Consider the following 25,192-nt stretch of genomic DNA (forward strand, 5'->3'; position numbering starts at 1 on the left):
TCCGGGGCGAGCGCGCAGTGTCAGCGCACGATCAAGAACTCGTCGGCGGTCCGCGCCGGACGGGGCGCCGGTGCCGCCGCCGGATGTCCGATGGCCACCGCCCCCATCGGCTCCCAGTTCCCGGGGAGTCCGAGCACCTCGCGGACCACATCCCGGCAGAACATCGTCGACGAGATCCAGGCGGAGCCCAGCCGTTCGCCCGCCAGCGCGACCAGGAAGTTCTGGATGCCCGCGCCATGGGCCACGACGAACATCTCGCGCTCCGCAGCGCTCCGCCGCGCGTCGGGGTAGCTGTGCGAGCCGTCCGTCACCATGCACGGCACCGCCAGATACGGCGCGCTGCGCAGCACATCGCCCCGCCGCACCCGCCGGGCGATGGACTCCTCCGACGTGCCGTCGCCGCGCAGATCCGCGATCCAGGCGTCCCGCATCGCGTCCAGCAGCCGCACCCGCACCTGTGGCGACTCCAGGAGGACGAACCGCCACGGCGTGGTGTGATGCGGCGCCGGGGCGGTGAGCGCCGCCGCCACCGCGCGCCGGACCGCCCCCGGATCGACCGGCTCGTCGCGAAAGGCGCGGACCGTACGCCGCGCCGTCACCGCTTCGCGTACGGCCTCCGAGGTGCCCAGCCGGAACATGTCGTCCTCGGCGCCGCGCACCATGGCGCGTGCCCCGGCGCCGTCGCCCGCCTCCTCGACGACATGGGGGAGTCCGCGCACCACCGCGACCGGCAGCCCGGCGGCCTTGCCCTTCACCAGGTCGCCCGCGGCGGCCAGTTCGTCGGCGGTGGCCACCACCGTCGCGCTGAGCGGATTGCCGTACGCATCGGTGCCACCGCGCAGATCGTCCAGCACCCGCACCCCGGCGGCCCCGATGGCGACATCGGTGAGGCCGTTGCGCCACGGCCGCCCGAAGGTGTCGCTGATGACGACGCCGACATCGACGCCGAGTTCGCTGCGCAGGCCCGCCCGCAGGGCGCGTGCCGAGGCGTCCGGATCCTCCGGCAGCAACAGCACCGTTCCCGAGGGGGTGTTGGAGGCGTCCACACCGGCCGCGGCCATCACCAGGCCCTGCCGGTTCTGCACGATCCGCAGGGTGCCGCGCCGGGCCACCACCCGCACCGTCTCCCGGTCGATCGCCGCCTCGCGGTCGGTGGCCTCGACCACCCGGCCCTCGGCCTTGCTGACGATCTTCGAGGTCACCAGCAGTACGTCGCCGTCGGCGAGCTGCGGCAGGCCACCGGCGGTCGCCGCCGCGGCGATCAGCTTGACGAGGTCATCGCCGGGCCGCACCTCGGGCACCCCCGGCAGCGCCCACACCCGGTACCCGGGCACCCCGTCGGGGCCGTTCACGCCCGGACCTCCTCGGCCATGGCCAGCGCCTCGCGCACCATCGCGGCCGTGGCGTCCAGGTCGGTCATCATCAGCGGCACGGCCCGGCAGCGGATCCCGGCCGCCTCGACCTCGTCCACGGCGTCCGCGTCCACGGAGTCCACCAGCCAGCCGTCCAGCAGCCCGGAGCCGTAGTGGCGGGCGACGGCCGCGGCGGTCGACTCCACGCCCACCGCCGCCAGCACCTTGTCGGCCATCCCGCGCACGGGGGCGTCGCCCACGATCGGCGAGAGACCGATCACCGGCACCCCGGCGTCCGCGATGGCCTCCCGGATGCCCGGCACCGCCAGGATCGTCCCGATGCTGACCACCGGGTTGGACGGCGGGAACAGCACCACATCCGCCTCGGCGATGGCCTCCAGCACGCCCGGTGCGGGCTTGGCCTGGTCCGCGCCGACCGGCACCACGGCATGCGCCGGCACCGAGGCGCGCAGCCGCACCCAGTACTCTTGGAAGTGGACCGCCTTGCGCTCGCCGTCTTCGTCGATCGCGACATGGGTCTCGACCCGGTCGTCGGACATCGGCAGCAGCCGTACGCCGGGCTTCCAGCGTGCGCACAGCGCCTCGGTGACGGCGCTGAGCGGATATCCGGCGCCCAGCATCTGGGTCCGCACGATATGGGTGGCGAAGTCCCGGTCACCGAGCCCGAACCACTCGGGGCCGACGCCGTAGGCGGCCAACTCCTCCTTCACCCGGAAGGTTTCGCCGGTGCGGCCCCAGCCCTGCTCCTCGTTGATGCCGCCGCCGAGCGTGTACATCACGGTGTCGAGGTCGGGGCACACCTTGAGCCCGAACAGATGGATGTCGTCGCCGGTGTTGCCGATGACGGTGAGGTCCGCGTCCGGAGCCGCTGCCTTCAGTCCCCGCAGAAAGCGGGCGCCGCCGATACCGCCGGCCAGAACCACGATTCGCATGGCCCCAGCATGGCAGGGGCCGGCGGGTGGGTGTCAGGGGGCCAGTACCTCGGACGGGGCGGCCGCGCCTCCCGAGGCCGTGGCCTGACCGGGGTGCATCGGCATATCGGTCAGGCCCGGGAAGTAGACGTGCAGGCTGACCGCGGGGGTCAGGGCGTCATTGACGACCTCGTGGACGTAGCCCGGGGCGAACACCCGCTGGGTGCCGGCCGCGAGGGTACGGGGCCCCGCCTTGGTGTGCTCGGTCAACTCGCCTTCCAGGACGGTCAGCACCCCGGAGGACGCCCCGTGGTCGTGCCGGCCGCTGCCCTGGCCCGGCACCCAGCTCAGCAGCCACACCTCGTAGCCGATTGGGGTCTCCCCTGTTCGAGCGGAGCCGAGAGCTGGGGGAACGGTGCGCAGCCGGTGGTACCAGCGGGTGGCGGTGTCGTAGCGGACGAGCGGCGCCCAGGCGGCGCGGTCGGCGGCGATCGAGCGGGCCAGCCCCGCGAAGCCGGCGACGGTGGTCGGGTGCGAGGGAACGGGCGGCAGCAGGTGGGGGATGGCGAGCGGGTCGCCGGCGATCTGGACGTCGCTGTTCATGGGGTTTCGGGTTCCTCGGCCAAGGTGCTGGGGCCCCGGCCGTGGCCGGGGGAGGGCTGCGGCACGGCGCGGGCTCTCCCGGTGGGGGGCGCGGCGCGGTGACGCGGAGCAGGGGTGCTGCGGGGGTGGTGCGAGCGAAAAAGCTGGAGCTCAGTGGCTTCGACAGCTGGAACAGCGACAGCGAGCCTGCGCAGCGCAGAGCGACCCGTAGGCACGGGTCAGTCGGAGCGCGGGAGTCACTGGCATGCGGTCCAGGAGACCGGGTTCACTCGGCGATGTCAACTTGATGACTGGTTTGCCGTAAATCTTTCACCTCATCCGGTTACTCCGCCCGGAGAAAGGTTTGTGCAGTCGTTGGCACGGAGACATCGACCGGCAACCGCACCTTCAAACGCCGTTGCGGCCCCGTGATCCGTCTGTGATCTCCCCCGCTTCGGCGCGCGGGGTGCAACGTGAATGCCGCCTGATCGCGTCTTGGTGAGCAACTGAGGATGTGCCGGGTGGCACGCCCGGGGAAGTGTCCTGGTTTTTACTGATTTGAACACTTTCCGCATACGCTTGGTTCCGCCGAGTGAATAAGAGGCCCAATAGCAGATCTCGGCTTGACTGGCCCGGATCACCACACTTGTAATTTCACTCGTGTCGTTCAGCCGAAATCGATCACGGCTTGATCACGGGGACGTAAAGACAGACGAGGGGCGCACATGACCGAGCTGTTCCAGGAATTGCTGGTCGAGGAGGCGGATGAGGAGCTCGGCTGGCAGGAGCGCGCACTGTGCGCCCAGACCGACCCCGAGTCCTTCTTCCCGGAGAAGGGTGGCTCCACCCGCGAGGCCAAGAAGGTCTGTCTCGCCTGCGAAGTACGGTCCGAATGCCTGGAGTACGCGCTCGCCAATGACGAGCGCTTCGGCATTTGGGGCGGCCTGTCCGAGCGCGAGCGGCGCCGGCTGAAGAAGGCCGCCGTCTGACGATGACAGCGCAGCCGGCCGGACCGACCGGGCGCGGCCTCACGGGCCACGCCGCCGCACCACCTCAACTCCCCATATCCCCCTATAGCGAACACTCCGCCTCCAGCGACTCGTGCGCCGGAGGCGGACTGCTGTGTGCTGCTTCGTACGGGCCCGGTCGGGGCACCGGCGCGAACCATTAGTGTGGGGCCCCGTCCGAGATGCGCCGCCGCCCTGCCGGGCGCGCGCGTCGCCTCGTAGTCCGTCGCAGTGTCTTCCGGGGGCGGGGCCCAGCGGGACTTCGCCGCGGGCCTTCGAACTCCCGGGTCCGGAGGGCCCGTACCTCGATGTCCGTGCACAGCCAGCCGGCGGCCCAGGCCGCCTCATATGCAGCCGCCACCCCAGAGTTTCCGAGGCACGTCGTCACCGCCGTGATCGTCTCCCATGACGGTGCCCGCTGGCTGCCCGACGCGCTCACCGGCCTGCTCGGCCAGGAACGCCCGGTGCAGAACGTCATCGGCGCCGACACGGGCAGCGCGGACCACTCCGCCCAGCTGCTCGCCGAAGCCATCGGGGACCAGCGGGTGCTGCACCTCGCCCGCCGCTCCGGATTCGGCACCGCCGTCGACGAAGCCGTCCGTACGGCCCCCGAACTCACCCCCGACGACCTGCCGTATCTGCGTCGCCCCAGCGGCTGGGACCCGGTCAGCCGCACCTGGCGCGACGAGGCGTACGACATGCCGGAGCTGCCGCACGGCGAACCGGTCCAGTGGCTGTGGCTGCTGCACGACGACTGCGCGCCCGAGCCGGACGCGCTCGCCGAGCTGCTGCGGGTCGCCGACGCCAGCCCCTCCACCGTGATCGTCGGCCCCAAGCTGCGCAGCTGGTACGACCGCCGGCAGCTGCTCGAAGCGGGCGTCAGCATCGCCCGCAGCGGTCGCCGTTGGACCGGCCTGGACCGCCGCGAACAGGACCAGGGACAGCACGACCAGGTACGCCCCGTGCTGTCCGTCTCCACCGCCGGCATGCTCATCCGCCGTGACGTCTACGAGGAGTTGGGCGGCTTCGACCGCCGGCTGCCCCTGATGCGCGACGACGTCGACCTGTGCTGGCGCGCCCAGGCCGCAGGACACCAGGTCCTGGTCGCACCGGACGCGATCCTGCGGCACGCCGAGGCCGCCGCCCGCGAGCGCCGCCCCATCGACTGCGTCGGCCGGAGCGTCGCCAACCCGCACCGCGTCGACAAGGCCGGCGCCGTCTACACCCTGCTCACCAACACCCGCGGCGCGATCCTCCCGTACGTCCTGCTGCGGCTGCTGATCGGCACCTTCCTGCGGGTCATCGCCTACCTCGTCGGCAAGGTCCCGGGCCAGGCGCTCGACGAACTCGCCGGACTCTTCGGCACCCTGCTGCGGCCCGGCAAGATCCTCGCCGCACGGAAGAAGAGGGGCCGCCCCGCGGTCGACACCGGCGAACTGCGGCCGCTCTTCCCGCCACCCGGCGCGACCGTGCGGGCCACCGTCGAACAGGTCGCCGGCAACCTCGCCGGGCGGGCCGCACCGGATGTGGCCTCGGCCGGCCGGCACGGCGCGGTCGAGTCCGGGCCCGGCGGCGACGACGCCGACTTCCTGGAGGTCGAGCAGTTCGCCCGGCTCAAGCGGATCGCCCGCAAGCCCGCACCGGTGCTCTTCCTCGTCCTGCTGCTGGTCTCGCTGATCGCCTGCCGCGGCCTGCTCGGCTCCGGCGCGCTGACCGGCGGTGCGATGCTGCCCGCGCCCGGCAGCGTGTCCGATCTGTGGTCGGCGTACCTCGACAGCTGGCATGCGGTCGGGGTCGGCGGCAGCGCCTCCGCGCCGCCCTACCTTGCCGTCGTCGCCCTGGTGTCGAGCATCTTCCTCGGCAGCACCGGCTTCGCCGTCACCCTGCTGCTGGTCTGCTCCGTCCCGCTGGCCGGCCTCACCGCCTACTTCGCCTCCCGCCCGCTGGTCGCCTCCCGGCTGCTGCGGGCCTGGGCGAGCATCGCGTACGCCTTCCTGCCCGCGGCCGCCGGTGCGCTGGCCGGCGGCCGGCTGGGCACCGCGGTGCTCGCCATCCTGCTGCCGCTGATGGCGCGCGCCGCCGTCGCGGCCGGCGGGCTGCGGCTGCCCGCGGGCACCCGGCCCAGCTGGCGCGCCACCTGGGCGTATGCGCTGCTGATCACCTTCACCATGGCCTTCACCCCGGTCGTCTGGCCGATCGCGGTGCTGCTCGGCATCGGGCTGCTGGTGCTGCGCTTCCTCGGTGGCCACCGCGACCAGCTGGGCACCCACGGGCTGCGTTTCCTGGTCGTGGTCCTCGCGCCGCTCGTCGTGCTCGCCCCCTGGTCCCTGTCGCTGCTGTCCCGGCCGTCCCGCTTCTTCCAGGAGGCCGGGCTCGGCTACGGCGCAGGCTCCGCCTCCGTGCCCGACCTCATCGGGCTCAGCCCCGGCGGCCCCAAGGCCGTCGGCGGGGTGCTGCTCTTCGGCATCGTGCTGGCCGCGCTCGCCGCGACGCTGCGCGGCGACCGGCAGCGCGCGATCCGCGTCGCCTGGACGGTGGCCCTGACCGGACTGCTGTTCGCGGCGCTGGGCAACGGCTCCGGCTGGACCGGGCCCGCGATGCTCGTCTACGGCCTGGCCCTGCTGTGCGCCGCCGCGATCGGCGCCGAGGGCATCCGCACCCGGATGGCCAACCTCGGCTTCGGCTGGAAGCAGCCGGTCGCCGTGCTGATCGCGCTGGCGTCGGTGCTCGCCCCGCTCTACGCCGCGGTCAGCTGGATGATCACCGGTGCCGCCGGTCCGCTGGAGCGGCGCAACCCGGAGCAGGTCCCGGCCTTCGTCGCCGAGGAGGCCGGCACCTCCGACCGGGCCCGCACCCTGGTCCTCGACGGCACGCCGGGCCATGTCGACTACTCCCTCGTCCGCGGCTCCGGAGCCGCGCTCGGTGACGCCGATCTGGCCGCCGCAGCGGGCGAGGACAAGCGGCTCGGCGGCATCGTCGCCCACCTCGTGGCCGGTTCCGGCGCCGACCAGAGCAACCAGCTCGGCGGCTATGCGGTCCGCTACGTCCTGGTCAGGGACGGGGCGCCGCGCGAGATGGGCCGGGTGCTGGACTCCACCCCGGGGCTGACCCGGCTCAGCCAGGACGACGGCAGCGCCCTGTGGCGCGTCGACCGCCGGGTCTCGCGGCTCTCGATCGTCGCGGGCGAGGCCAAGGACGGCACCAACGCCGGTGAGGCCGCGGCGCCCCTCGCCGTACCGTCCGGTCCCGTCGAGGCGCACACCAAGGTGCCCGGCGGTGCCGACGGCCGGGTGCTGCGTCTCGCGGACGCCGCCGACGAGGGCTGGCAGGCCACGCTCAACGGCACCCCGCTCAAGCCGCAGACCGTCGACGGCTGGGCCCAGGGCTTCGCGCTCCCCGCGGGCGGCGGCACCCTCGACCTCACCCACGAGAACCCGCTCGGCCACACTCTCTGGCTGTGGGCGCAGGGCCTGCTCGCCGTCGTCCTGGTGGTCCTGGCGCTGCCGGGCCGCCGCCGGGAGATCGACGACGACCTGCCCGAGGACACGGCCGCCGACCGGGCCGCCGCGGCGACCGGTGACGGCCGCCGGGCCCGGCGCCTGCGGGCCCAGGCCGAGGCCGAGGCCGCCGCTACCCCCGAGGCGGCCGGTCCCGGCATCCCCGGGGCCCGGGCGGCAGAGCAGCCGCTCGATCCGGCCGCCGACCCGATGGCCGCGGGGGTCCCCGCCCCGGACGCGGAGGGCGTGCCCGGGGCCGCCGGGTCCATGGGAGACGCCGACCCGTACGGGGCGGTGCCGCAGCAGCAGTCGTACGACGCCTGGCAGGCCGCCCAGCAGGGCGAACCCGGTGTGCCGGGCCACCCCGGCGAGCAGCAGCCCTACGTCCCCGCCGACCCCTACCAGGCCGGGCAGTACGGTCAGCCGCCCTACCCGCCGGGCGGCCCCTACCAAGCCGCCGGCCCGTACGCCGCGGACCCCTACCAGGCGGGCGCCTACGACCCGTACGGGTACGGGCAGCAGCAGTACGGCGACGGCGGGCCGCAGCACCAGCAGCCCTACGACGACGGCACCGAGTACCCGGGGTACTCCGGCTCCTACCCCGAGCCGCGCCGTGACGGGAGCGACCAGCAGTGAAGCGCACCATGATGTCCCTGATCGGCGTGACCGTGGCGCTGGCCGCCGTCACCGGCGTCGCCGCCGTCACCGGACCGGGCGACGGCGCCGGTGACGCACCCCGCGGCGGCACCCGGCTGCCCGTCCAGCGCTCCGCGCTGCTGTGCCCGGCCCCGACCTCCTCCGAGGTCGGCGAGACCGCCTACACCGCCTTCGCGCCCAAGGGAGCCGCCCCCGGCGCGGACGGCAAGAAGGGCACCGCCCAACTGCTGCCCGCCGGGACCGTCAAGGACACCGGCGGCACGGGCGACGGCAAGGACAAGGGCAAGGGCGGGAAGAACGGCAAGGGGGGCAAGGGCGGCGCCGCGGACTCCGCCGCCGGGCAGGCCGTCCCGCCCCGCGACACCAAGCCCGTCGTGCCCCTCCAGCAGGCCGGCCGGCCGGTCACCACGACCACCGACCGCCCCGACGCCCCCGCGCTCGTGGGGACGGCGGACGGCCCCCTCGCCCCCGGCTGGACGGTCCAGCAGACCACCTCGGTCGCGGCGGGCGCCGGCCGCGGCCTCCTGGGCCTGGGCTGCACCACCCCCGACACCACGTTCTGGTTCCCCGGCGTCAGCACCGCCACCGACCGCCAGGACTACGTCCACCTCACCAACCCCGACTCGGCCCCGGCCGTCGTCGACCTCGAACTGCGCGGCAAGGACGGGGCGTTGGCGGGCTCGGCCGGCGAGGACATCTCCGTCCCGCCGCACACCACGGTCCCCGTCCTGCTCTCCACCCTGACCAACACCCCCACCACCAATGCGACCCTGCACGTCGTCGCCCGCGAGGGCCGGGTCGGCGCCGCCGTCCAGGCGAGCGACGGCAAGCTCGGCAGCGACTGGCTGCCGGCCGCCGCCGACCCGTCGCCGAGCGTGGTGCTGCCCGGGGTCCCCAAGGACGCCACCTCCGTCCGGCTGGTCGCCCTCGCCCCCGGTGAGTCCGACGCCGACCTGAAGGTGCAACTGGCCACCCCGACCGGAATGATCACCCCCGCCGGAGTGGAGACCCTGCACCTCAAGAGCGGGATGACCACGGCGGTGGACCTCAAGGACCTGACCAAGGGCGAAGCCGGCTCGCTGGTGCTCACGCCCTCCGACAGCGGTTCCAAGGTCCCGGTCGCGGCCGCGCTGCGGGTGACCCGCGGCAAGGGCGCCAAGCAGGAGATGGCATTCATCCCGGCGACCCGGCCGGTCGAGAAGCGCGCCACCGCCGTCGACAACCGCGGCAAGGACGCCACTCTCTCGCTGGTCGCGCCCGAGAAGGGCAAGGACGCCAAGGTGAAGGTCACCGCGTCGGCCGGCAGCGGCGGCGGGACCCCGGTCACCAAGACGTACACGGTCAAGGGCGGCACCAGCCTCGATGTCGCCCCGCCCCGCCCGACGGGCCTGAAGGGGAGCTACGCCCTGACGGTGGAGCCGGAGTCCGGCAGCGGCCCCGTCTACGCGTCCCGCATGCTCGCCCGGCCCCAGGGCGGGGTGCTCGCCTTCACCGTCCAGCCGATGCCCGACGACCGGGGCTCGGTCCTCGTCCCGACGGCGGGCCAGGATCTGTCGGTCCTCACCGACTGACCGCACCCGCTCCCGCGGACCCGCGCGACGGCCTCAGTCCTGGCCGTAGCGCGGGTCCACCGACTCCGGCGCCAGCCCCAGCAGTTCGGCGACCTGCTCGACCACCACCTCATGGACCAGCAGCGCCCGCTCGTCACGGCTCTTCGTCCGGATCTCCACCGGCCTGCGGTAGATCACGATCCGGTCGCGATATCCGCCCGCGGCCGGCGCCACCCGCCCCAGCGGCACGGTCTCCTCGTCGGCGGCCGCCTCCGGCCCGTCGTCGGGCCCGAAGCCGGGCACCTCCAGGACGAGGAAGTCGACCTGGGAGAGCTGCGGCCAGCGCCGCTCCAGCCGGTCCCGGGAGTCATAGACAAGATCCACGAACGCGTCGGCGCGGGTCACCGACAGCGGCACCTGGGGCGGCGCGATCGGGCCGCGCATGCCGCGGCCGTGGCGGTCGCGGCGGCGGAGCCGCGGCTGTGCCGGTCGGGGAGGTACAGGACTGTCCATCAGCATCGAGCGTAGCCGTCTGGCACCGCCTCACACCGGGGAGCGCGGCAAGACGTGGCATGTCGTCGGCTGACCGGAGCTGTTCGCCTCACGTTCGTTTGCCTCCCCGCATGAGAGCGCAGACCGACCCCGGAATGGCAGGAAATGTATCGAGTCGTGACGGGATTCCTTGCCGCGCGGCGTCCGCCCCGGCGTGCCCGGCCCAGGTCAGGTCGAGCGGGTGCAGGTCAGACGCATCGGACGAAGCGGGACGACACGGTTGGGTGAGCCGGGGGAGAGTCGTCGCGGCCCGCTCAAGAGTGCGGTACCGTCCAACGTCGTGAGCCCTGTACGTCGCTGTTCGCGCACTGCGTGCGGCCGCCCCGCCGTCGCAACGCTGACGTACGTCTATGCGGATTCGACCGCCGTGCTCGGACCGCTCGCCACCTACGCCGAACCGCACTGCTACGACCTGTGCGCCGAGCACTCCGAGCGGCTGACCGCGCCCCGCGGCTGGGAAGTTGTCCGCCTCGCCCTCGACTCGGGCCCGCCCCGCCCCAGCGGCGACGACCTCGAAGCCCTCGCGAACGCCGTACGCGAGGCGGCCCGCCCCCAGGAGCGCGCGGCCGGCGCCGGCGGCGCCCCCGCCCCGGGCGCCCGCGACACCCACCCCATGGAAGTCGCCCGCCGCGGCCATCTCCGGGTGCTGCGCTCGCCGGATTCCTGAGCGGGGCCGCCCTTTTCGGCCCGCTCGCGGCCACGTCGGGACGGCCCGCCGCCCGTCCCGTGCGGCGGAGACGACCGGCAGCGGCGCCGCACCCGGCAATGGCGGGGATGCACGGCCCACATGCCGGTCTGCCCGGGTAGGTTGGAAGTCCGTAGAGACTCTCCAGGAGGGCTGGCTGTGACTGATCTGTCGCAGATCGTGAAGGCGTATGACGTACGCGGCGTCGTCCCCACCCAGTGGGACGAGACGCTGGCCGAGCTGTTCGGAGCGGCCTTCGCAGAGATCACCGGCGCGGACGCGATCGTGACCGGACACGACATGCGGCCCTCCTCGCCCGGCCTGTCCGGCGCCTTCGCCCGCGGTGCGGCGGCCCGCGGCGCGGACGTCACGGAGATCGGTCTGTGCTCGACCGACGAGCTGTACTTCGCCAGCGGCGCACTGGGCCTGCCCGGCGCCATGTTCACCGCCTCGCACAACCCCGCCCGCTACAACGGCATCAAGATGTGCCGGGCGGGCGCGGCACCGGTCGGCCAGGACACCGGTCTCGCCGAGATCCGCGCACTGGTCGAGCGGTGGTCGGACGAGGGCGCCCCGGAGCCGGCCGCCGAACCGGGCACCGTCACACAGCGAGACGTCCTGGGCGACTACGCCGCCCACCTGCGCGGCCTGGTGGACCTGAGCGGCATCCGCCCGCTGAAGGTCGTGGTGGACGCGGGCAACGGCATGGGCGGGCACACCGTCCCGACCGTCTTCGAGGGCCTGCCGCTCGAACTGGACGCGATGTACTTCGAGTTGGACGGCTCGTTCCCGAACCACGAGGCCAACCCGCTGGATCCCAAGAACATCGTCGACCTCCAGGCACGGGTGCGCGAGACCGGCGCCAACCTCGGCCTCGCCTTCGACGGCGACGCCGACCGCTGCTTCGTCGTCGACGAGAACGGCGACCCGATCTCGCCGTCCGCGATCACCGCCCTGGTCGCCGCCCGCGAGCTGGCCAAGCACCCCGGCGGCACGGTCATCCACAACCTGATCACCTCCTGGTCGGTGCCGGAGGTCGTCAAGGAGAACGGCGGCGAGCCGGTCCGCACCCGCGTCGGGCACTCCTTCATCAAGGAGGAAATGGCCAAGACCGGCGCGATCTTCGGCGGTGAGCACTCCGCGCACTACTACTTCCGCGACTTCTGGAACGCCGACACCGGCATGCTCGCCGCGATGCACGTCCTGGCGGCCCTCGGCGGCCAGCAGGGCCCGCTGTCGCAGCTGGTCGCGCAGTACGACCGGTACGCGGCCTCCGGCGAGATCAACAGCACCGTCGACGACCAGGCCGGCCGGCTCGCCGCGATCAAGGCGGCCTACGAGGGGCGCCCGGACGCCACCCTCGACGAGCTGGACGGACTGACCGTCACCGCCGACGACTGGTGGTTCAACGTGCGCGCCTCCAACACCGAGCCGCTGCTCCGGCTGAACGTCGAGGCCCGCGACACCGCGACCGCCGACCGGGTCCGCGACGAGGCCCTGGCGATCATCCGCGCCTGAGCCCCCGCACCCCGCGCCGCCCGGGGCCGCCCGGGCAACCGGTGCCGGCCCCGGGTGGTGGCGGGGGAGCGCGGCATCCTCGCCGCCCGCCACCCCAAAACCCCTCCGAGCACGCCCCCGCCCCCCGCCCGGCGGTACGCTGGCCACGCCGCAACCGCCCCGAAGGAGCACCCTCCATGCCGGTCGACGCCAGCTTGATCCAGATCCTCGCCTGCCCGGCGTGCCACGCCCCGCTCGACGACCGGACGGCCGACGACCCCGCCGAGCTGCTGTGCACCTCCGGCGACTGCGGCCTCGCCTACCCCGTCCGGGACGGCATCCCCGTACTCCTCGTCGACGAGGCCCGCCCCCGTGGCCCTGAGGGCACGGGAGGCACCCCCAGCCCCGCCTGACCGGGCGCCGCCGGGCCCGCCCCGGCCCCGCCCCGTGTTCCCCCGCCCGTACCGGCGATCGGAGGCCGCGCCCACCATGCTCGACGAGTCACTCCTCGACACCCCTGACGCACTGGCGGGCGCCGACCGCTACGGTCTGCTGCGCGGCGTCGCCGAATCCGGCGCCAGGGTCCGCACCGCCGCCCGCAGCGCCACCGAATCCGGCATCCCCGACCTCACCCCCGACGGGCGGCCGCGCGCCGTGCTCGTCGCCGGGCCCGGCCCCGCCGCGGCCGGGGTCGCCGACCTGCTCAGGGCACTCGGCGGCGGCAGCTGCCCGGTCACCCTGATCCCGCCCACCGGAGTCGCCCCGCTGCCGGGCGCGCTGCGCTGGACCCTGCCCGGCTGGGCCGGGCCCCTGGACCTGCTGCTGCTCCCCGGCCCGGACGCCGCCGACCCCGGCCTCGCCGAGCTGGTCGAGCAGGCCTACCGCCGCGGCTGCGCCGTCGTCGCCGTCACCCCGGCCGGCGGCCCGCTCGCCGACGCCGTCGTCCAGGCCCGCGGCCTGGCCGTGCCGCTGGCGACCACCCCCTACGACGCCGAATTCGACGTCGAGGGCGCCCCGCCCGCCGCCCCCGGCACCCTCTGGTCGGTGCTCATCCCGCTGCTCGCACTCGCCGACCGGATCGGCCTGCTCAGCGCCCCGCCGGAGGACCTGGGCAAGCTCGCCGACCGCCTCGACCAGCTCGCCGAACGCTGCGGCCCGGCCATCCCGACCTACACCAACCCCGCCAAGACCCTCGCCGCCGAACTCGCCGACTCCTTCCCGCTGATCTGGACCGAAGGCACCATCGCCGGCGCCGTCGGCCGGCACTTCGCCACCGAGCTGGCCGGGCTCGCCGGCCGCCCCGCACTCGCCGCCGAGCTGCCCGAAGCGCTCACCACCCACCGCACCCTGCTCGCCGGTGCGCTGGCCGCCGGCGCCGACCCGGACGACTTCTTCCGCGACCGGGTCGAGCAGCCCGCCGCGATGCATGCCAGAGTCGTGCTGCTGCGCGAGCAGGAGCCCGGCCCGCTGTCCGCCACCCGCGCCGCCCAGGCGCTCGCCGAGGAGCGCGACACCGCCGTCAGCGAACTGGAACCGGACGCCGGGAGCGATCTGGAGAAGGCGGCGGAACTACTCGCCATCGTGGATTTCGGCGCCGTTTACCTGGCGCTCGCCGGCACCGAGTGATCTTTGACGATCGGCCCGCACCCGCAGGCCGGCCGCATCACTGCGCAGCCACGTACGCCCCTCAGGAAGCAGTAGTCCCATGGATCGCCTCGCCAATACCGTGCGCCCCTACGCCTGGGGTTCCACCACCGCCCTCCCGGAGCTCCTCGGCACCGCACCGACCGGCGAACCACAGGCCGAAATGTGGATGGGCGCCCACCCCGGCGCCCCCTCCCGCATCGACCGCGGCGCGGGCCCCGTCTCCCTGGCCGAGGTGATCGACGCCGCCCCCGGAACCGAACTGGGCGCCGACACCGTCCGCGCCTTCGGTCCCCGGCTGCCCTTCCTGCTCAAACTGCTCGCGGCCGGCTCTCCGCTCTCCCTCCAGGTCCATCCCGATCCGGCGCAGGCCGGGGAGGGCTTCGCCGACGAGGAGCGGCGCGGCGTCCCGATCGACGCCGGCCACCGCAACTACAAGGACGCCAACCACAAGCCCGAACTGATCGTCGCGCTCACCCCCTTCGACGGGCTGTGCGGCTTCCGGCACCCGGCGCAGGCCGCCGACCTCCTCGCGGGCCTGGACATCGACGACCTCAAGCCGTACGTCGACATCCTGCGCGCCAGCCCGGAGGAGGACGCGCTGCGCGAGGTGTTCACCGCCGTACTGAGTGCCGGGCACCACGCGATCGCCGGCACCGTCGAGCGGGCGGCCCTCGCGGCCGACGGACTGGCGGAGAAGGGCGGCCCGTACGCCGAGGACTACGCCGCCTACGCCGGCATCGCCCACCACTATCCGGGCGACCCCGGAGTGCTTGCCGCCATGCTGCTCAACCACGTCCAACTCCAGCCCGGCGAGGCGCTGTTCCTCGGCGCCGGCATCCCGCACGCCTACCTGAGCGGCCTCGGCGTCGAGCTGATGGCCAACTCGGACAACGTGCTGCGCTGCGGTCTGACCCCCAAGCACGTCGACGTACCGGAACTGCTGCGGGTGGTCCGCTTCGAGGCCGGCGACGCGGGGGTGCTGCGTCCCGAAGCGGTGGACGGGGAGGAGATCTACGAGACCCCCATCGACGAGTTCCGGCTCTCCCGCTTCGCCCTGGCCCCCGGCGCCGCACCGCGCCCGCTCGTCTCCCGTACGCCGCAGATCCTGCTGTGCACGGCGGGGACGGTCCGGCTGCGGGACGGCGGGGCCGGGGGCGAGGCCGACGGCGGTGCCGGTGATGCGGGTGCCGCTGCCGGTGCCGGTGCGGGTGCCAGGGTCGGGGGCGAATTGACCTTGTCGCCCGGTGAGTCCGCATTCGTACCGGCCGGTGAGCGCCTCACGCTCTCCGGGGAGGGCACGCTCTTCCGCGCGACGGTCGTGGCCTAGGACGTCTTCAGGACGGCCGCGAGGCGAGCGCCGGGAGCCGGAAACCGTCGCCGGGAGCCGGAACCATCCCCTGGGTGCGGAACGGTCGCCCGGGTATCGGAACGGCCCCCCGGGTGCCGGAACCGGTCCCCCGGGCCCCGGAAACCGTCCGCCAGGTGGCCTCCTGACGGCGGCCGGCTGCCGGGCTGCAACAATGACCGCCGCAGCATTAAAGCGGCGGTAAAGGCCGGACGACGGAAGGGACATGCGGCACTTATGAGCGCATCAGGCGGGACAAAGGCGATCGTTGCGGCGCTGGGCGCCAACCTGGCGATCGCCGCAGCGAAGTTCGTGGCCTTCGCCTTCAGCGGCTCCTCCTCGATGCTGGCCGAAGGTGTGCACTCCCTGGCGGACTCCGGCAACCAGGGCCTGCTGCTGCTCGGCGGCAAGAAGGCCAAGCGCGCGGCAACCGCGGAGCACCCCTTCGGCTACGGCCGCGAGCGCTACATCTACGGCTTCCTCGTCTCCATCGTCCTGTTCACCATCGGCGGCGTCTTCGCGCTCTACGAGGGCTACGAGAAGATCCACGAGCCGCACGCACTGGACAACTGGTACTGGCCGGTCGGCGTCCTGGTCTTCGCGATCATCGCCGAGGGCTTCTCCTTCCGTACGGCGATCAAGGAGTCCAACGAGCTGCGCGGCAAGCAGACCTGGACCCAGTTCGTCCGCCGCGCCAAGGCACCCGAGCTGCCGGTCGTGCTGCTGGAGGACTTCGGCGCGCTGGTCGGTCTGGTCCTCGCGCTGGGCGGCGTCGGCCTCACCGTCGCCACCGGCGACGGCATCTGGGACGGCATCGGCACCATGTGCATCGGTGCGCTGCTGGTGGTGATCGCCCTGGTCCTGGCCGCCGAGACCAAGTCGCTGCTGCTGGGCGAGGCGGCCGGCCCCGAGCAGATCGCCAAAATCCGTGCCGCGGTCGTCGACGGTGAGGTCGTCACCCGCGTCATTCACATGCGCACGCTCCACCTCGGCCCCGAGGAACTGCTGGTCGCCGCCAAGATCGCGGTCAGGAACGACGACACCGCCACCCAGATCGCCCAGGCCATCAACGCCGCCGAGGCCCGCATCCGCGAGGCCGTGCCGATCGCCCGGGTCATCTACCTGGAGCCGGACATCTACGACGAGGCCACGGCCGCCGCGGGCGCCGACCCGTCGAAGGCACCGGGCGGGGCCTGAGCCCCACGGCAGGCACCGACGGCGCGCCCGGCGCCGCCCCGTGACCGAGCGGCCCCCGCACTCCTGACGAGCGCGGGGGCCTTCGCCGTACGGGCCCGCCCTATCGATCACGGCCGCCGCGCACGCTTTCGCTCGCGACCGTCACCCATGCCCGTCGCATACGCCCGCCGGCCGCGGCCTGTCGACCCTGGTCCGTCGGCCCGCGGCCTGATGACCATGGTCCGTGGGTCCGCGGCCTGATGACCAGGGTCCGTGGGTCACGGCTTAACGACCGCGGCTTAACGACCATGGTCCGTGGGTCACGGCTTAACGAGCATGGTCCGTCGGTCACGGCTTAACGAGCACGGCCTAACGAGCACGGCCTAATGAACCATGGCCCGTCGACCACGGCCCGTCGATCAGGTGGTGAGCCACGGGAATACCGCCCCCGGTCCGCTGCGTTGTGGGCCCCGAGGGGGCCCTCGCACCCCCTACGGGGTTTGTTCGGCCATGCCCTAGTGGTGCCCCGGGGGTGCACCAGGGTGCCCTGCCCCCGGGGCGCACAGCGGTGCCGCCCCACCGACGCCCTAATGGATCTCGCCGAGGACGTGCAGAATCGCCGCCCCGTCCTCCGCCCCCTGCAGCCGGGCCCGGAAATCCGCGTCCATCAGCTTCCGCGACAGCAGCGCCAGGATGCGCAGATGCTCGTCGCCGGCCGCCGCCTCCGGCACCGAGATCATGAAGACCAGCTTGGCGGGCGTGCCGTCCGGCGAGCCCCAGTCGATACCGTCCGCCGACCGCGCGAAGCCGACGACCGGAGCGCTCACCGCGTCCGTCTTGGCGTGCGGAATGGCGATCTCCTCACCGAGCCCGGTAGTGCCCTGCGCCTCACGCGCCAGCGCCACCCGGACCAGTTCGTCGACGTCCGCCACCCTGCCGGTGCCGGCCGCCAGCTCGGCCATCTCCCGGATCGCCGCTTCCTTCTCGTCGGCGCGGAGCTGCGTCTTGACGGTCTGCGCGGTCAGATAGCCGGAGAGCACCTCGGCGGCGGACCCGCTGCCGTCCCCGTCACCGTTGGTGCCGCCTTCGGCGCCGTCCCCGCTGACATCGTTGCTACCGGTGTAGGAGGCATCGCCGTCCGCGGCATCGCCCTCCGCCCCTTGCCCCGGGCCGGTGGCCGTCCCGGGACCGGTGGCCGTTCCGGGACCGGCGGCCGGCCGGGGGACAGCGGCAACCGCCGCGGCCGTACGGGACGCACCATCCGCCTCGCCGACAGGCCCGGCACCCCCTCCACCGACGGCGACCACGGGCTCCGCCGCCACGGGCTCCGCCGCCACCGACTTCACCGCGGCCACCGACGTCACACCGGCGCCCGTCACACCGGCGCCCGTCACACCGCTGGTCATCCCCTCGGCCGCATCGACGCCGGCACGAGCGCCGGCCATGCCCCCGACGGCAGCGGTGACACCGGCACCGCCCCCGGCCGCCCGTGCCCGCACGGCCCCGTCCTTCCTCCGCTCCGAAACATCCACCAGCAGCACCGTCGTCAGCGCCGTGATCACCGTGCCGATCACCACGGCGACGAAGAACACCGGCACCCCGTCGACCGCACCCAGCACCGCCACGATCGGCCCGCCGTGCGGCACCGCGTCCGCCACCCCGGCCATCCCCGCAACGGCTCCGGCCACCGCGCCGCCGAGCATGTTCGCCGGAATGACCTGCGCGGGCCGCGCCGCGGCGAACGGGATCGCGCCCTCCGAAATCCCGAAGAGCCCCATGAACAGCGCCGCCATCCCCGTCTCCCGCTCCTGTTCGGAGTACAGGCGCCGGCGGATCAGCGTGGCCAGCCCCTGCCCGAGCGGCATCACCGGGATCGCGGCGGCGCACATGCCCATGACCGTCTGGTTTCCGGAGGCGATCAGGCCGGAACCGAACAGGAACGCCGTCTTGTTGACCGGTCCGCCCATGTCGAAGGCGATCATCAGACCGAGGATCGCTCCCAGCACGATCGCGCTGGTCCCGGTCATGCCACTGAGCCAGCCGGTGAGATGCGTGAACACCCATGAGATCGGCTTGCCGAGCACATAGATGAAGAAGAGCCCGAGTGCGGTCGTGGTCACGATCGGGATCACGATGATCGGCATGATCGGCCGGGCGAACTTGGGAACCTCGACCTTCTTGATCCATACGACCAGGTACCCGGCCAGAAAGCCCGTGACGATACCGCCGATGAAGCCGGCGCTCGCGTCCTTCATCCCGTACAACTCGCCGTGGGTGGCGATCCATCCGCCGATCATGCCCGGTACCAGTGCGGGCCGGTCACCGATCGCATAGGCGATATAGCCGGAGAGGATCGGCACCATCAGCTGGAAGCCGATGGTGCCGATGTGGTTGACGTCCTCCCAGAACGACCCGGGGGTGATCTTCAGCCCCTCGGGCGTCGGGTGACCTCCCACCGCCAGTGAGATCGCGATGAGCAGACCGCCGACCACCACGAACGGGATCATGTAACTGACACCGTTCATCAACGCTTTGTACGCAACGCTGCGCTCCCGGCTGCCACCGCTGCCCCCGGAAGCCGCCGCCCCGGCCCCGGCCCCGGCCCTGGCTCCTGCCCCTGCCCCTGCCCCGACCCCGGCTCCTGCTCTGGACCCGGATCCGGCCCCGTCACCCTCCGCACCCCCGTACACCGGCGCGCTCTGCACTCGCTCGATCAGCCGCTCGGGATGGCGGATGCCCTCGGCCACCCCGACGGCCAAGACCCTCTTGCCGACGAACCGGCTGCGGTCGACTTCCTTGTCCGCGGCGATGATGACGCCGTCCGCCTCCCTGACATCGTTGTCAGACAGTACGTTCTCGGCCCCGATGGAACCCTGTGTCTCCACCTTGATCTCGTGCCCGAGGGCCCGGGCGGTCTGGGCCAGCTTCTCCGCGGCCATGTACGTGTGGGCGATCCCCGTCGGGCAGGCGGTCACTGCGAGCAGTTTCAGCCCCTGCCCGCTCTTCCCCGCGCCCTCGGGGGGATCAGCTGGAGTGGTGGTGGTCACGCGACTCTCCTTACGAACGTGCGCGCGGGGGTGCATCCGTTCCCGCGCTGCCAGGCATCCTGCATGACGTCACAGCACGCGCCAACCCCTCCGGGGCCGTGGCCCCAGCAGCCGGAACGCGGGCCACCGGCGCCCCGGAACCCGGGAATCCACGCCCGCCCCGCCGTCCCTCCCCGACCGGCACCGCACCCGCCCCGGCCCCTCCGGGCTGGGGTTCACCGGGCCGATCGGTGTAGATTCGTGACCAGTGCCAGACGTCGCTGCTGATGGCGGTCGGGCGGCCCGCACCGCGGACCGGCCGAGGGAGAGAGGGCCTCCGACGGACTGCGCTGCGGCCAACGGGAGGGGTGCGTCCGCTTCCGCGTACGCTCGTATGCGCCCCGGTCACCACCGGGGCCCCGGCCCGCGCCGCAGACTGCCAGCCCATCCACCTCGACGCTCGAGGAGCAGCCCGCATGACGACAGCAGCCACCGGCCAGGACTTCAAGGTCGCCGACCTGTCCCTCGCCGCCTTCGGCCGCAAGGAGATCACCCTCGCCGAGCACGAGATGCCCGGCCTGATGGCGATCCGCAAGGAGTACGCCGCCGCCCAGCCGCTGGCCGGCGCCCGGGTCACCGGTTCCCTGCACATGACCGTGCAGACCGCCGTCCTGATCGAGACCCTGGCCGCCCTGGGCGCCGAGGTCCGCTGGGCGTCCTGCAACATCTTCTCCACCCAGGACCACGCCGCGGCGGCCATCGCGGTCGGCCCGAACGGCACCCCGGACGACCCCCAGGGCATCCCGGTCTTCGCCTGGAAGGGCGAGACGCTGGAGGAGTACTGGTGGTGCACGGAGCAGGCGCTGACCTGGCCGAACTCGCCCACCGGCGGCCCGAACATGATCCTCGACGACGGTGGTGACGCCACCGTCCTGGTCCACAAGGGCGTCGAGTACGAGAAGGCCGGCAAGGTCCCGGCGCTGGAGACCGCGGAGAGCGACGAGCACCGCGCGATCCTGGAGCTGCTGACCCGCACGCTGGACGAGGCCCCGCAGAAGTGGACGAACGTGGCCTCCGAGATCCGCGGAGTCACCGAGGAGACCACCACCGGCGTGCACCGCCTGTACGAGATGCACCGCGACGGCGACCTCCTCTTCCCGGCGATCAACGTGAACGACGCCGTGACGAAGTCGAAGTTCGACAACAAGTACGGCTGCCGGCACTCCCTCATCGACGGCATCAACCGTGCCACCGATGTCCTGATCGGCGGCAAGACGGCCGTGGTCTGCGGCTACGGCGATGTCGGCAAGGGCTGTGCGGAGTCCCTGCGCGGCCAGGGCGCCCGCGTCATCATCACCGAGGTCGACCCGATCTGTGCCCTGCAGGCCGCGATGGACGGCTACCAGGTCACCACCCTCGAAGACGTCGTCGAGACCGCCGACATCTTCGTCACCACGACCGGCAACAAGGACATCATCATGGCGTCGCACATGGCGCGGATGAAGCACCAGGCGATCGTGGGCAACATCGGTCACTTCGACAACGAGATCGACATGGCCGGCCTGGCGAAGCTCGAGGGCATCGTCAAGGACGAGGTCAAGCCCCAGGTCCACACCTGGACCCACCCGGACGGCAAGGTGCTGATCGTGCTGTCCGAGGGCCGCCTGCTCAACCTGGGCAACGCCACCGGTCACCCCTCCTTCGTCATGTCCAACTCGTTCGCGGACCAGACGCTGGCCCAGATCGAGCTGTTCACCAAGCCCGAGGAGTACCCCACCGACGTCTACGTGCTGCCCAAGCACCTGGACGAGAAGGTGGCCCGTCTCCACCTCGACGCGCTGGGCGTCAAGCTCACCGAGCTGCGTCCCGAGCAGGCCGCCTACATCGGCGTCCAGGTCGAGGGCCCGTACAAGCCCGACCACTACCGCTACTGATCCAGCTCCGGCGGGCGATCACCAACCGGTCGGCCCCGCTGACCGCTGGTGCTCCCCACAGCAGCCGGTGATCCCAGGCCCTCGCCCCTCACGGCGGGGGCCTGGCCCATGAGGACCCCGGACAGACCCGCCGCCCCCGACTCACCGGCACGTCGCCGCCCGAAGGACCTGACCCCTTATGCCCCGCGGCCACTACTCCCTCCACGACCCGCACGATCACACCCCCCTCGGTGAAGAGCACTTCCACTGCGCCACCGGCCCCTCCGGCTGGCGCTATGTCTCCCAGATCGTCAACCCCTCCGGCGACCACATCGGCTCCGTCGACCTCACCCTCGACGAACTCGGCCGGCCCCTCCGCCTCGAACTCCACGCCTCCGCCTGGCAGGTCCGCGGCGCCGCTCTGGAGGGCGTCACCTGGGTCCGTACCGACCCGACCGGTGAACACGCCACCGAAGGCAACGTCCCCGCCCACGCCTTCACCGGCGCGTCCCCGGCATTCCTCATCGCCACCGCGCGCCTCCTGCACCCCGCCCTCGGTGCCGGCGCCGTCCGCACCCGCCTCGTCGCCCTCACACCCCCCGTCCTCGCCCCCCGCACGCTCGACCAGTCCTGGGCCCTGCTGAAAAGCACACCACACGCCACTGACAACGCCCCCCTCATCGCCGACGAATACCGGGTCAACGACCTGGAGACCGGCGAACAGCACACCGTCCACATCGCCGGTGACGTGGTCCTCTCCGCCCCCGGCATCGAACTCGAATCCCTCGAATCCCCACCGTCGACGTTCCCCTGACCCGCCTGCTCCGCAGCTCCCCGCCCCCTCACCCTTGGCGGCAGGGCCCGTCGTGGCAGCCCCCCGTCGTGGCAGGCCGCCTGACGGCAGGCCCCCTCGTGGCAGGCCCTCTACACGACCTGTCACGGCACGCCAAAGGCCGACGCGGAGCCACGCCCCGCCCCGCCCCGGCCACCAAATACGCCAGGTCCCGAGCCGGCACCAACCCCCGACACCCGACGCACTCACCCGCCGGCCGGCTCTCCCACTCCACCTCTCACCGACGGCTCACACCGGCGGCGCAAAGCCCGTACGCGGCAGCCTCCCCGCGCCGCCACTGCCCTCATCGCCCCGACGCTCCCGCTCCGGCACCCCGAGCGCCCCGGCACCGTCATGGCGCGCCGACTCGTCCCCGGCCTCGGCTCCACCCACGTCCCCGAGAGCCCCCGCCCCACCCCCGGGCGGCGCCCAGCCTCCTGCCGAAGCCGACGACACCGCTGCCGAGACCGACGACACCGCATTCCCTGCCGCCCCCGGCTCCCCTGCCGCCCCCGGGCCCTCTGCCCCACCTGAGGACGCGGCCTCCTCCGCCACCCCCACAGGCCGACGAAAAGACGTCTCCGGCTCACCACGCCAAGACGCCCCACCGCCGGCCACACCCGCTGCCCCGCCGCCCGCCGACGTGCCGCCCACCGCCGGCGTGCCGCCGGCCGTAGTCGTACCGCCCGCCGCCACCGACGCCCCGAACGCCCGCCGCGATTCCCGCGCCTGCCGTTCCCCGACCACCGCCGCCAGAAGCGCCGCCGGATGCACCCCCGCCGGCCCCGGCACCCCGGTGAACTCCCGCAGATCCTCCGCCAGCCGCCCCGCCATCGCCCCGCCGACCTGCGGATCGAGCTGCCCCCTCCGCGCCAGGTACTGCCGCACCGTCAGCCACCACCCATCGGGCACCCGCGACAGATCCAGCGCCCCGAGCTCCGTCACCAGCCATGGAGGCGGAGGCGGCAGCGGCATGCCCGCCTCCGCCACAGGCATCCGCTCCCGGATGACCAACGTCCCCGCGAACACATCCCCCACCCGGCGCCCCCGCGCCGACAGCAGGGAGGCGATGGCCGCCACCACCCCCATCGTCATCACGATCTCGATGGCCCCCATCGCCCCGCGCACCAACGCATGCCGGAACCGGATCGGCCCGCCGTCCTCCCGTACGACCCGCAGCCCGCAGACCAGCTTCCCCAGCGACCGGCCATGGCTCAGCGTCTCGATGACGATGGGTATCCCGACCTGCACCAGCACGAACGTCGCCACCGAAACGGCCGCCACCGCCGCACTGTCCATCGACGATGTCGCGCTCAACAGCAGCATCGAGGCACCGAGGTAGACCGCCCAGGCCACCGCCACATCGACGGCCACCGCCAGCCCCCGGCTCGGCAGCCTGGCCGGCCGCAGCCCCAGCACCACCGCTTCACCCGTGACGAGTCCACTCACGCCGCGCTCACTCCCTCTCGCTCCCCGATGTCCCGCCCACCCCACGCCGGACACGGCCAGTCTGCCAAGCTGATCCGGCCCCACCCACGGCGCTGCGAGGAGCGACACCACATGGACCTCGATGTCTTCGTCACGGCCCATGGCGCCGAATGGGACCGCCTCGACACCCTGCTCCACCGCAAACGCCACCTCACCGGAGCCGAGGCCGACGAACTGGTCGCCCTCTACCAACGCACCACCACCCATCTCTCCCTCCTCCTCTCCAGCGCCCCGGACCCGGTGCTCACCAGCCGCCTCACCTCTCTGGTGGCCCGCGCCCGCAGCACGGTCACCGGCGCCCGCAAGGCCTCCTGGCGCGACACCGCCCACTTCTTCACCACGGCTTTCCCCGCGGCGGTCTACCGCCTGCGCCACTGGTGGATCCCGACCGCGATCCTCTCCACCGCGGTCGCCGCCCTCCTCGGCTGGTGGATCGCCGCCCACCCCGACGTCCAGGCGGTGATCGGCGCCCAGGAGGACCTGCGCAATATGACCCGCCCCGGCGGCGAGTACGAGACGTACTACTCCAGCCATCCGGCCGCGTCCTTCGCCGCCCAGGTATGGACGAACAATGCCCAGGCCGTCGCCCTGTGCCTCGTCCTCGGAGCCTTCGCCGGCCTCCCCGTCCTGTGGATCCTCTTCCAGAACATGCTCAATCTGGGCGTCGGCATCGGCCTGATGTCCTCAGCCGGCCGCCTCGACACCTTCCTCGGGCTGATCCTTCCGCACGGCCTCCTCGAACTGACCGCCGTCTTCATCGCGGCCGGTATCGGCCTTCGCCTGGGCTGGACCCTCATCGACCCGGGCCCCCGCACCCGCCGAACCGCGCTGGCCGAGGAAGGCCGCTCCGCCCTCGGCGTCGCCATCGGACTCGCCGCGGTCCTCTTCATATCCGGCGCCCTCGAAGGCTTCGTCACCCCTTCCGGCCTGCCCACCTGGGCCCGCATCGGCATCGGCATCACCGCCGAACTGGCCTTCCTCCTCTACGTCTACGTCCTGGGCGGCCGCGCCGTACGCACCGGAGCCACCGGCGACGTGGACCTCACCGACCGCGAAGCTACCGTCCCGACCGCCGCGTGATGTGCATCGAGCCCCGCTGACCTGCTAATCTCCTGTTCGCCCCAGAAGCCCGTTGACACGAGCATCAGGGGGAGGTAGATTCGAACGGTTGCAGCGAACTGGACAAGTTCATCCGCGACAGTTAGCATCTTCTCCGCTTCGGCCGGAATTTCCATTCGGCGAGGCGCAACCGACCACTTACCGGAAGCTCCGGTCGATCAATTCGACCGAATCCCTTCTGATAAAGTCGGAAAAGCCAAAAGGCACTCCCCTCCGACGGGTAATCGGAAACGAATTCGGACCGGCAACGGAACGAAATCGGATCTGCTAGAGTCGGAAAGGCCGGAAAGCGAAAGCCGAACGGCCGACCCGCTCCAACAGGGGGCCAGAGACGG

The 25,192-nt window shown here is 72.8% G+C and carries 18 protein-coding genes; 12 read left to right on the forward strand and 6 right to left on the reverse strand.

Annotation, left to right across the window (positions count from 1 at the left end; genetic code table 11):
* Positions 1-20: 20 nt before the first annotated feature.
* Genes ACF088_RS37660 through ACF088_RS37670 form a run of 3 tightly spaced genes read right to left on the reverse strand, consistent with a single transcriptional unit; the run spans position 21 to position 2,887 of the window.
* Positions 21-1,352, reverse strand: a complete 1,332-nt coding sequence (locus ACF088_RS37660; protein WP_392380465.1) for a coenzyme F420-0:L-glutamate ligase — start codon at positions 1,350-1,352, stop codon at positions 21-23.
* On the reverse strand, positions 1,349-2,305 hold the full coding sequence (gene cofD / locus ACF088_RS37665; RefSeq protein WP_392380466.1) for a 2-phospho-L-lactate transferase: 957 nt from the start codon (positions 2,303-2,305) through the stop codon (positions 1,349-1,351). Before cofD ends, ACF088_RS37660 begins: the two co-directional genes overlap by 4 nt.
* Positions 2,306-2,338: 33 nt before the next feature.
* Positions 2,339-2,887 (reverse strand): cysteine dioxygenase, encoded by a 549-nt coding sequence (locus ACF088_RS37670; protein WP_392380467.1) that lies wholly within the window; start codon positions 2,885-2,887, stop codon positions 2,339-2,341.
* A gap of 704 nt (positions 2,888-3,591) precedes the next feature.
* Between ACF088_RS37670 and ACF088_RS37675 the strand changes: the two genes are divergently transcribed.
* From ACF088_RS37675 to ACF088_RS37685, 3 genes are all read left to right on the forward strand, one after another.
* Complete coding sequence (locus tag ACF088_RS37675; protein ID WP_003983763.1) at positions 3,592-3,855, forward strand: WhiB family transcriptional regulator; 264 nt, start codon at positions 3,592-3,594, stop codon at positions 3,853-3,855.
* 326 nt (positions 3,856-4,181) lie between these two features.
* The gene (locus ACF088_RS37680) at positions 4,182-8,006 is read left to right on the forward strand and encodes a glycosyltransferase (RefSeq protein ID WP_392380468.1); all 3,825 of its coding nucleotides are present in this window, start codon (positions 4,182-4,184) and stop codon (positions 8,004-8,006) included.
* Positions 8,003-9,598 (forward strand): DUF5719 family protein, encoded by a 1,596-nt coding sequence (locus ACF088_RS37685; protein ID WP_392380469.1) that lies wholly within the window; start codon positions 8,003-8,005, stop codon positions 9,596-9,598. The genes ACF088_RS37680 and ACF088_RS37685 overlap by 4 nt, the downstream gene beginning before the upstream one ends.
* 33 nt (positions 9,599-9,631) lie before the next feature.
* On the opposite strand, the gene ACF088_RS37690 is transcribed toward ACF088_RS37685, so the two are convergent.
* Positions 9,632-10,090 (reverse strand): metallopeptidase family protein, encoded by a 459-nt coding sequence (locus tag ACF088_RS37690; protein WP_392380470.1) that lies wholly within the window; start codon positions 10,088-10,090, stop codon positions 9,632-9,634.
* Positions 10,091-10,349: 259 nt separating this feature from the next.
* Between ACF088_RS37690 and ACF088_RS37695 the strand changes: the two genes are divergently transcribed.
* The 6 genes from ACF088_RS37695 (at position 10,350) to ACF088_RS37720 (ending at position 16,500) form a co-directional block, all read left to right on the forward strand.
* Positions 10,350-10,796, forward strand: coding sequence for a DUF3499 domain-containing protein (locus ACF088_RS37695; RefSeq protein WP_392380471.1), 447 nt, complete (start codon positions 10,350-10,352; stop codon positions 10,794-10,796).
* A gap of 177 nt (positions 10,797-10,973) precedes the next feature.
* Positions 10,974-12,332, forward strand: coding sequence for a phosphomannomutase/phosphoglucomutase (locus ACF088_RS37700; protein WP_392380472.1), 1,359 nt, complete (start codon positions 10,974-10,976; stop codon positions 12,330-12,332).
* Between the two features lie 176 nt (positions 12,333-12,508).
* Entirely contained in the window at positions 12,509-12,724 is a 216-nt protein-coding gene (locus ACF088_RS37705; RefSeq protein WP_392380473.1) for a Trm112 family protein, read from the forward strand.
* A 76-nt stretch (positions 12,725-12,800) separates the two neighbouring features.
* Positions 12,801-13,937 carry an SIS domain-containing protein gene (locus ACF088_RS37710; protein WP_392380474.1) on the forward strand — a complete coding sequence of 379 codons (1,137 nt, stop codon included), beginning with the start codon at positions 12,801-12,803 and terminating at the stop codon, positions 13,935-13,937.
* A 79-nt stretch (positions 13,938-14,016) separates the two neighbouring features.
* Positions 14,017-15,285 carry a mannose-6-phosphate isomerase, class I gene (gene manA, locus ACF088_RS37715; RefSeq protein WP_392380475.1) on the forward strand — a complete coding sequence of 423 codons (1,269 nt, stop codon included), beginning with the start codon at positions 14,017-14,019 and terminating at the stop codon, positions 15,283-15,285.
* A gap of 255 nt (positions 15,286-15,540) precedes the next feature.
* A complete protein-coding gene (locus tag ACF088_RS37720; RefSeq protein WP_392380476.1) occupies positions 15,541-16,500 on the forward strand; it encodes a cation diffusion facilitator family transporter in 960 nt (319 codons plus the stop codon).
* A 566-nt stretch (positions 16,501-17,066) separates the two neighbouring features.
* On the opposite strand, the gene ACF088_RS37725 is transcribed toward ACF088_RS37720, so the two are convergent.
* Complete coding sequence (locus ACF088_RS37725; protein WP_392380477.1) at positions 17,067-19,526, reverse strand: fructose-specific PTS transporter subunit EIIC; 2,460 nt, start codon at positions 19,524-19,526, stop codon at positions 17,067-17,069.
* Positions 19,527-19,981: 455 nt separating this feature from the next.
* Here ACF088_RS37725 and ahcY point away from each other — a divergent pair, with 455 nt between their 5' ends.
* Together ahcY and ACF088_RS37735 are read left to right on the forward strand one after the other, a co-directional pair.
* Positions 19,982-21,439, forward strand: a complete 1,458-nt coding sequence (ahcY, locus tag ACF088_RS37730) for an adenosylhomocysteinase (protein WP_392380478.1) — start codon at positions 19,982-19,984, stop codon at positions 21,437-21,439.
* 178 nt (positions 21,440-21,617) lie between these two features.
* Positions 21,618-22,232 (forward strand): hypothetical protein, encoded by a 615-nt coding sequence (locus ACF088_RS37735; RefSeq protein WP_392380479.1) that lies wholly within the window; start codon positions 21,618-21,620, stop codon positions 22,230-22,232.
* Between the two features lie 267 nt (positions 22,233-22,499).
* Here the strand turns inward: ACF088_RS37735 and ACF088_RS37740 are convergent, their stop codons facing one another.
* Positions 22,500-23,699 carry an RDD family protein gene (locus ACF088_RS37740; protein WP_392380480.1) on the reverse strand — a complete coding sequence of 400 codons (1,200 nt, stop codon included), beginning with the start codon at positions 23,697-23,699 and terminating at the stop codon, positions 22,500-22,502.
* Positions 23,700-23,810: 111 nt separating this feature from the next.
* Here ACF088_RS37740 and ACF088_RS37745 point away from each other — a divergent pair, with 111 nt between their 5' ends.
* Positions 23,811-24,818, forward strand: coding sequence for a stage II sporulation protein M (locus tag ACF088_RS37745; RefSeq protein ID WP_392380481.1), 1,008 nt, complete (start codon positions 23,811-23,813; stop codon positions 24,816-24,818).
* Positions 24,819-25,192: the final 374 nt, after the last annotated feature.

The organism is Streptomyces sp. NPDC015125 (assembly GCF_043080045.1).
Taxonomy (GTDB): Bacteria; Actinomycetota; Actinomycetes; order Streptomycetales; family Streptomycetaceae; genus Streptomyces.

Coding starts and splice junctions, on each gene's coding strand:
- cofD (WP_392380466.1), bottom strand. CDS start 2,305: ATGCGAATCGTGGTTCTGGCCGGCGGTATCGGCGGCGCCCGCTTTCTG.
- ACF088_RS37670 (WP_392380467.1), bottom strand. CDS start 2,887: ATGAACAGCGACGTCCAGATCGCCGGCGACCCGCTCGCCATCCCCCAC.
- ACF088_RS37675 (WP_003983763.1), top strand. CDS start 3,592: ATGACCGAGCTGTTCCAGGAATTGCTGGTCGAGGAGGCGGATGAGGAG.
- ACF088_RS37680 (WP_392380468.1), top strand. CDS start 4,182: ATGTCCGTGCACAGCCAGCCGGCGGCCCAGGCCGCCTCATATGCAGCC.
- ACF088_RS37690 (WP_392380470.1), bottom strand. CDS start 10,090: ATGGACAGTCCTGTACCTCCCCGACCGGCACAGCCGCGGCTCCGCCGC.
- ACF088_RS37705 (WP_392380473.1), top strand. CDS start 12,509: ATGCCGGTCGACGCCAGCTTGATCCAGATCCTCGCCTGCCCGGCGTGC.
- ACF088_RS37710 (WP_392380474.1), top strand. CDS start 12,801: ATGCTCGACGAGTCACTCCTCGACACCCCTGACGCACTGGCGGGCGCC.
- manA (WP_392380475.1), top strand. CDS start 14,017: ATGGATCGCCTCGCCAATACCGTGCGCCCCTACGCCTGGGGTTCCACC.
- ACF088_RS37720 (WP_392380476.1), top strand. CDS start 15,541: ATGAGCGCATCAGGCGGGACAAAGGCGATCGTTGCGGCGCTGGGCGCC.
- ahcY (WP_392380478.1), top strand. CDS start 19,982: ATGACGACAGCAGCCACCGGCCAGGACTTCAAGGTCGCCGACCTGTCC.
- ACF088_RS37735 (WP_392380479.1), top strand. CDS start 21,618: ATGCCCCGCGGCCACTACTCCCTCCACGACCCGCACGATCACACCCCC.
- ACF088_RS37745 (WP_392380481.1), top strand. CDS start 23,811: ATGGACCTCGATGTCTTCGTCACGGCCCATGGCGCCGAATGGGACCGC.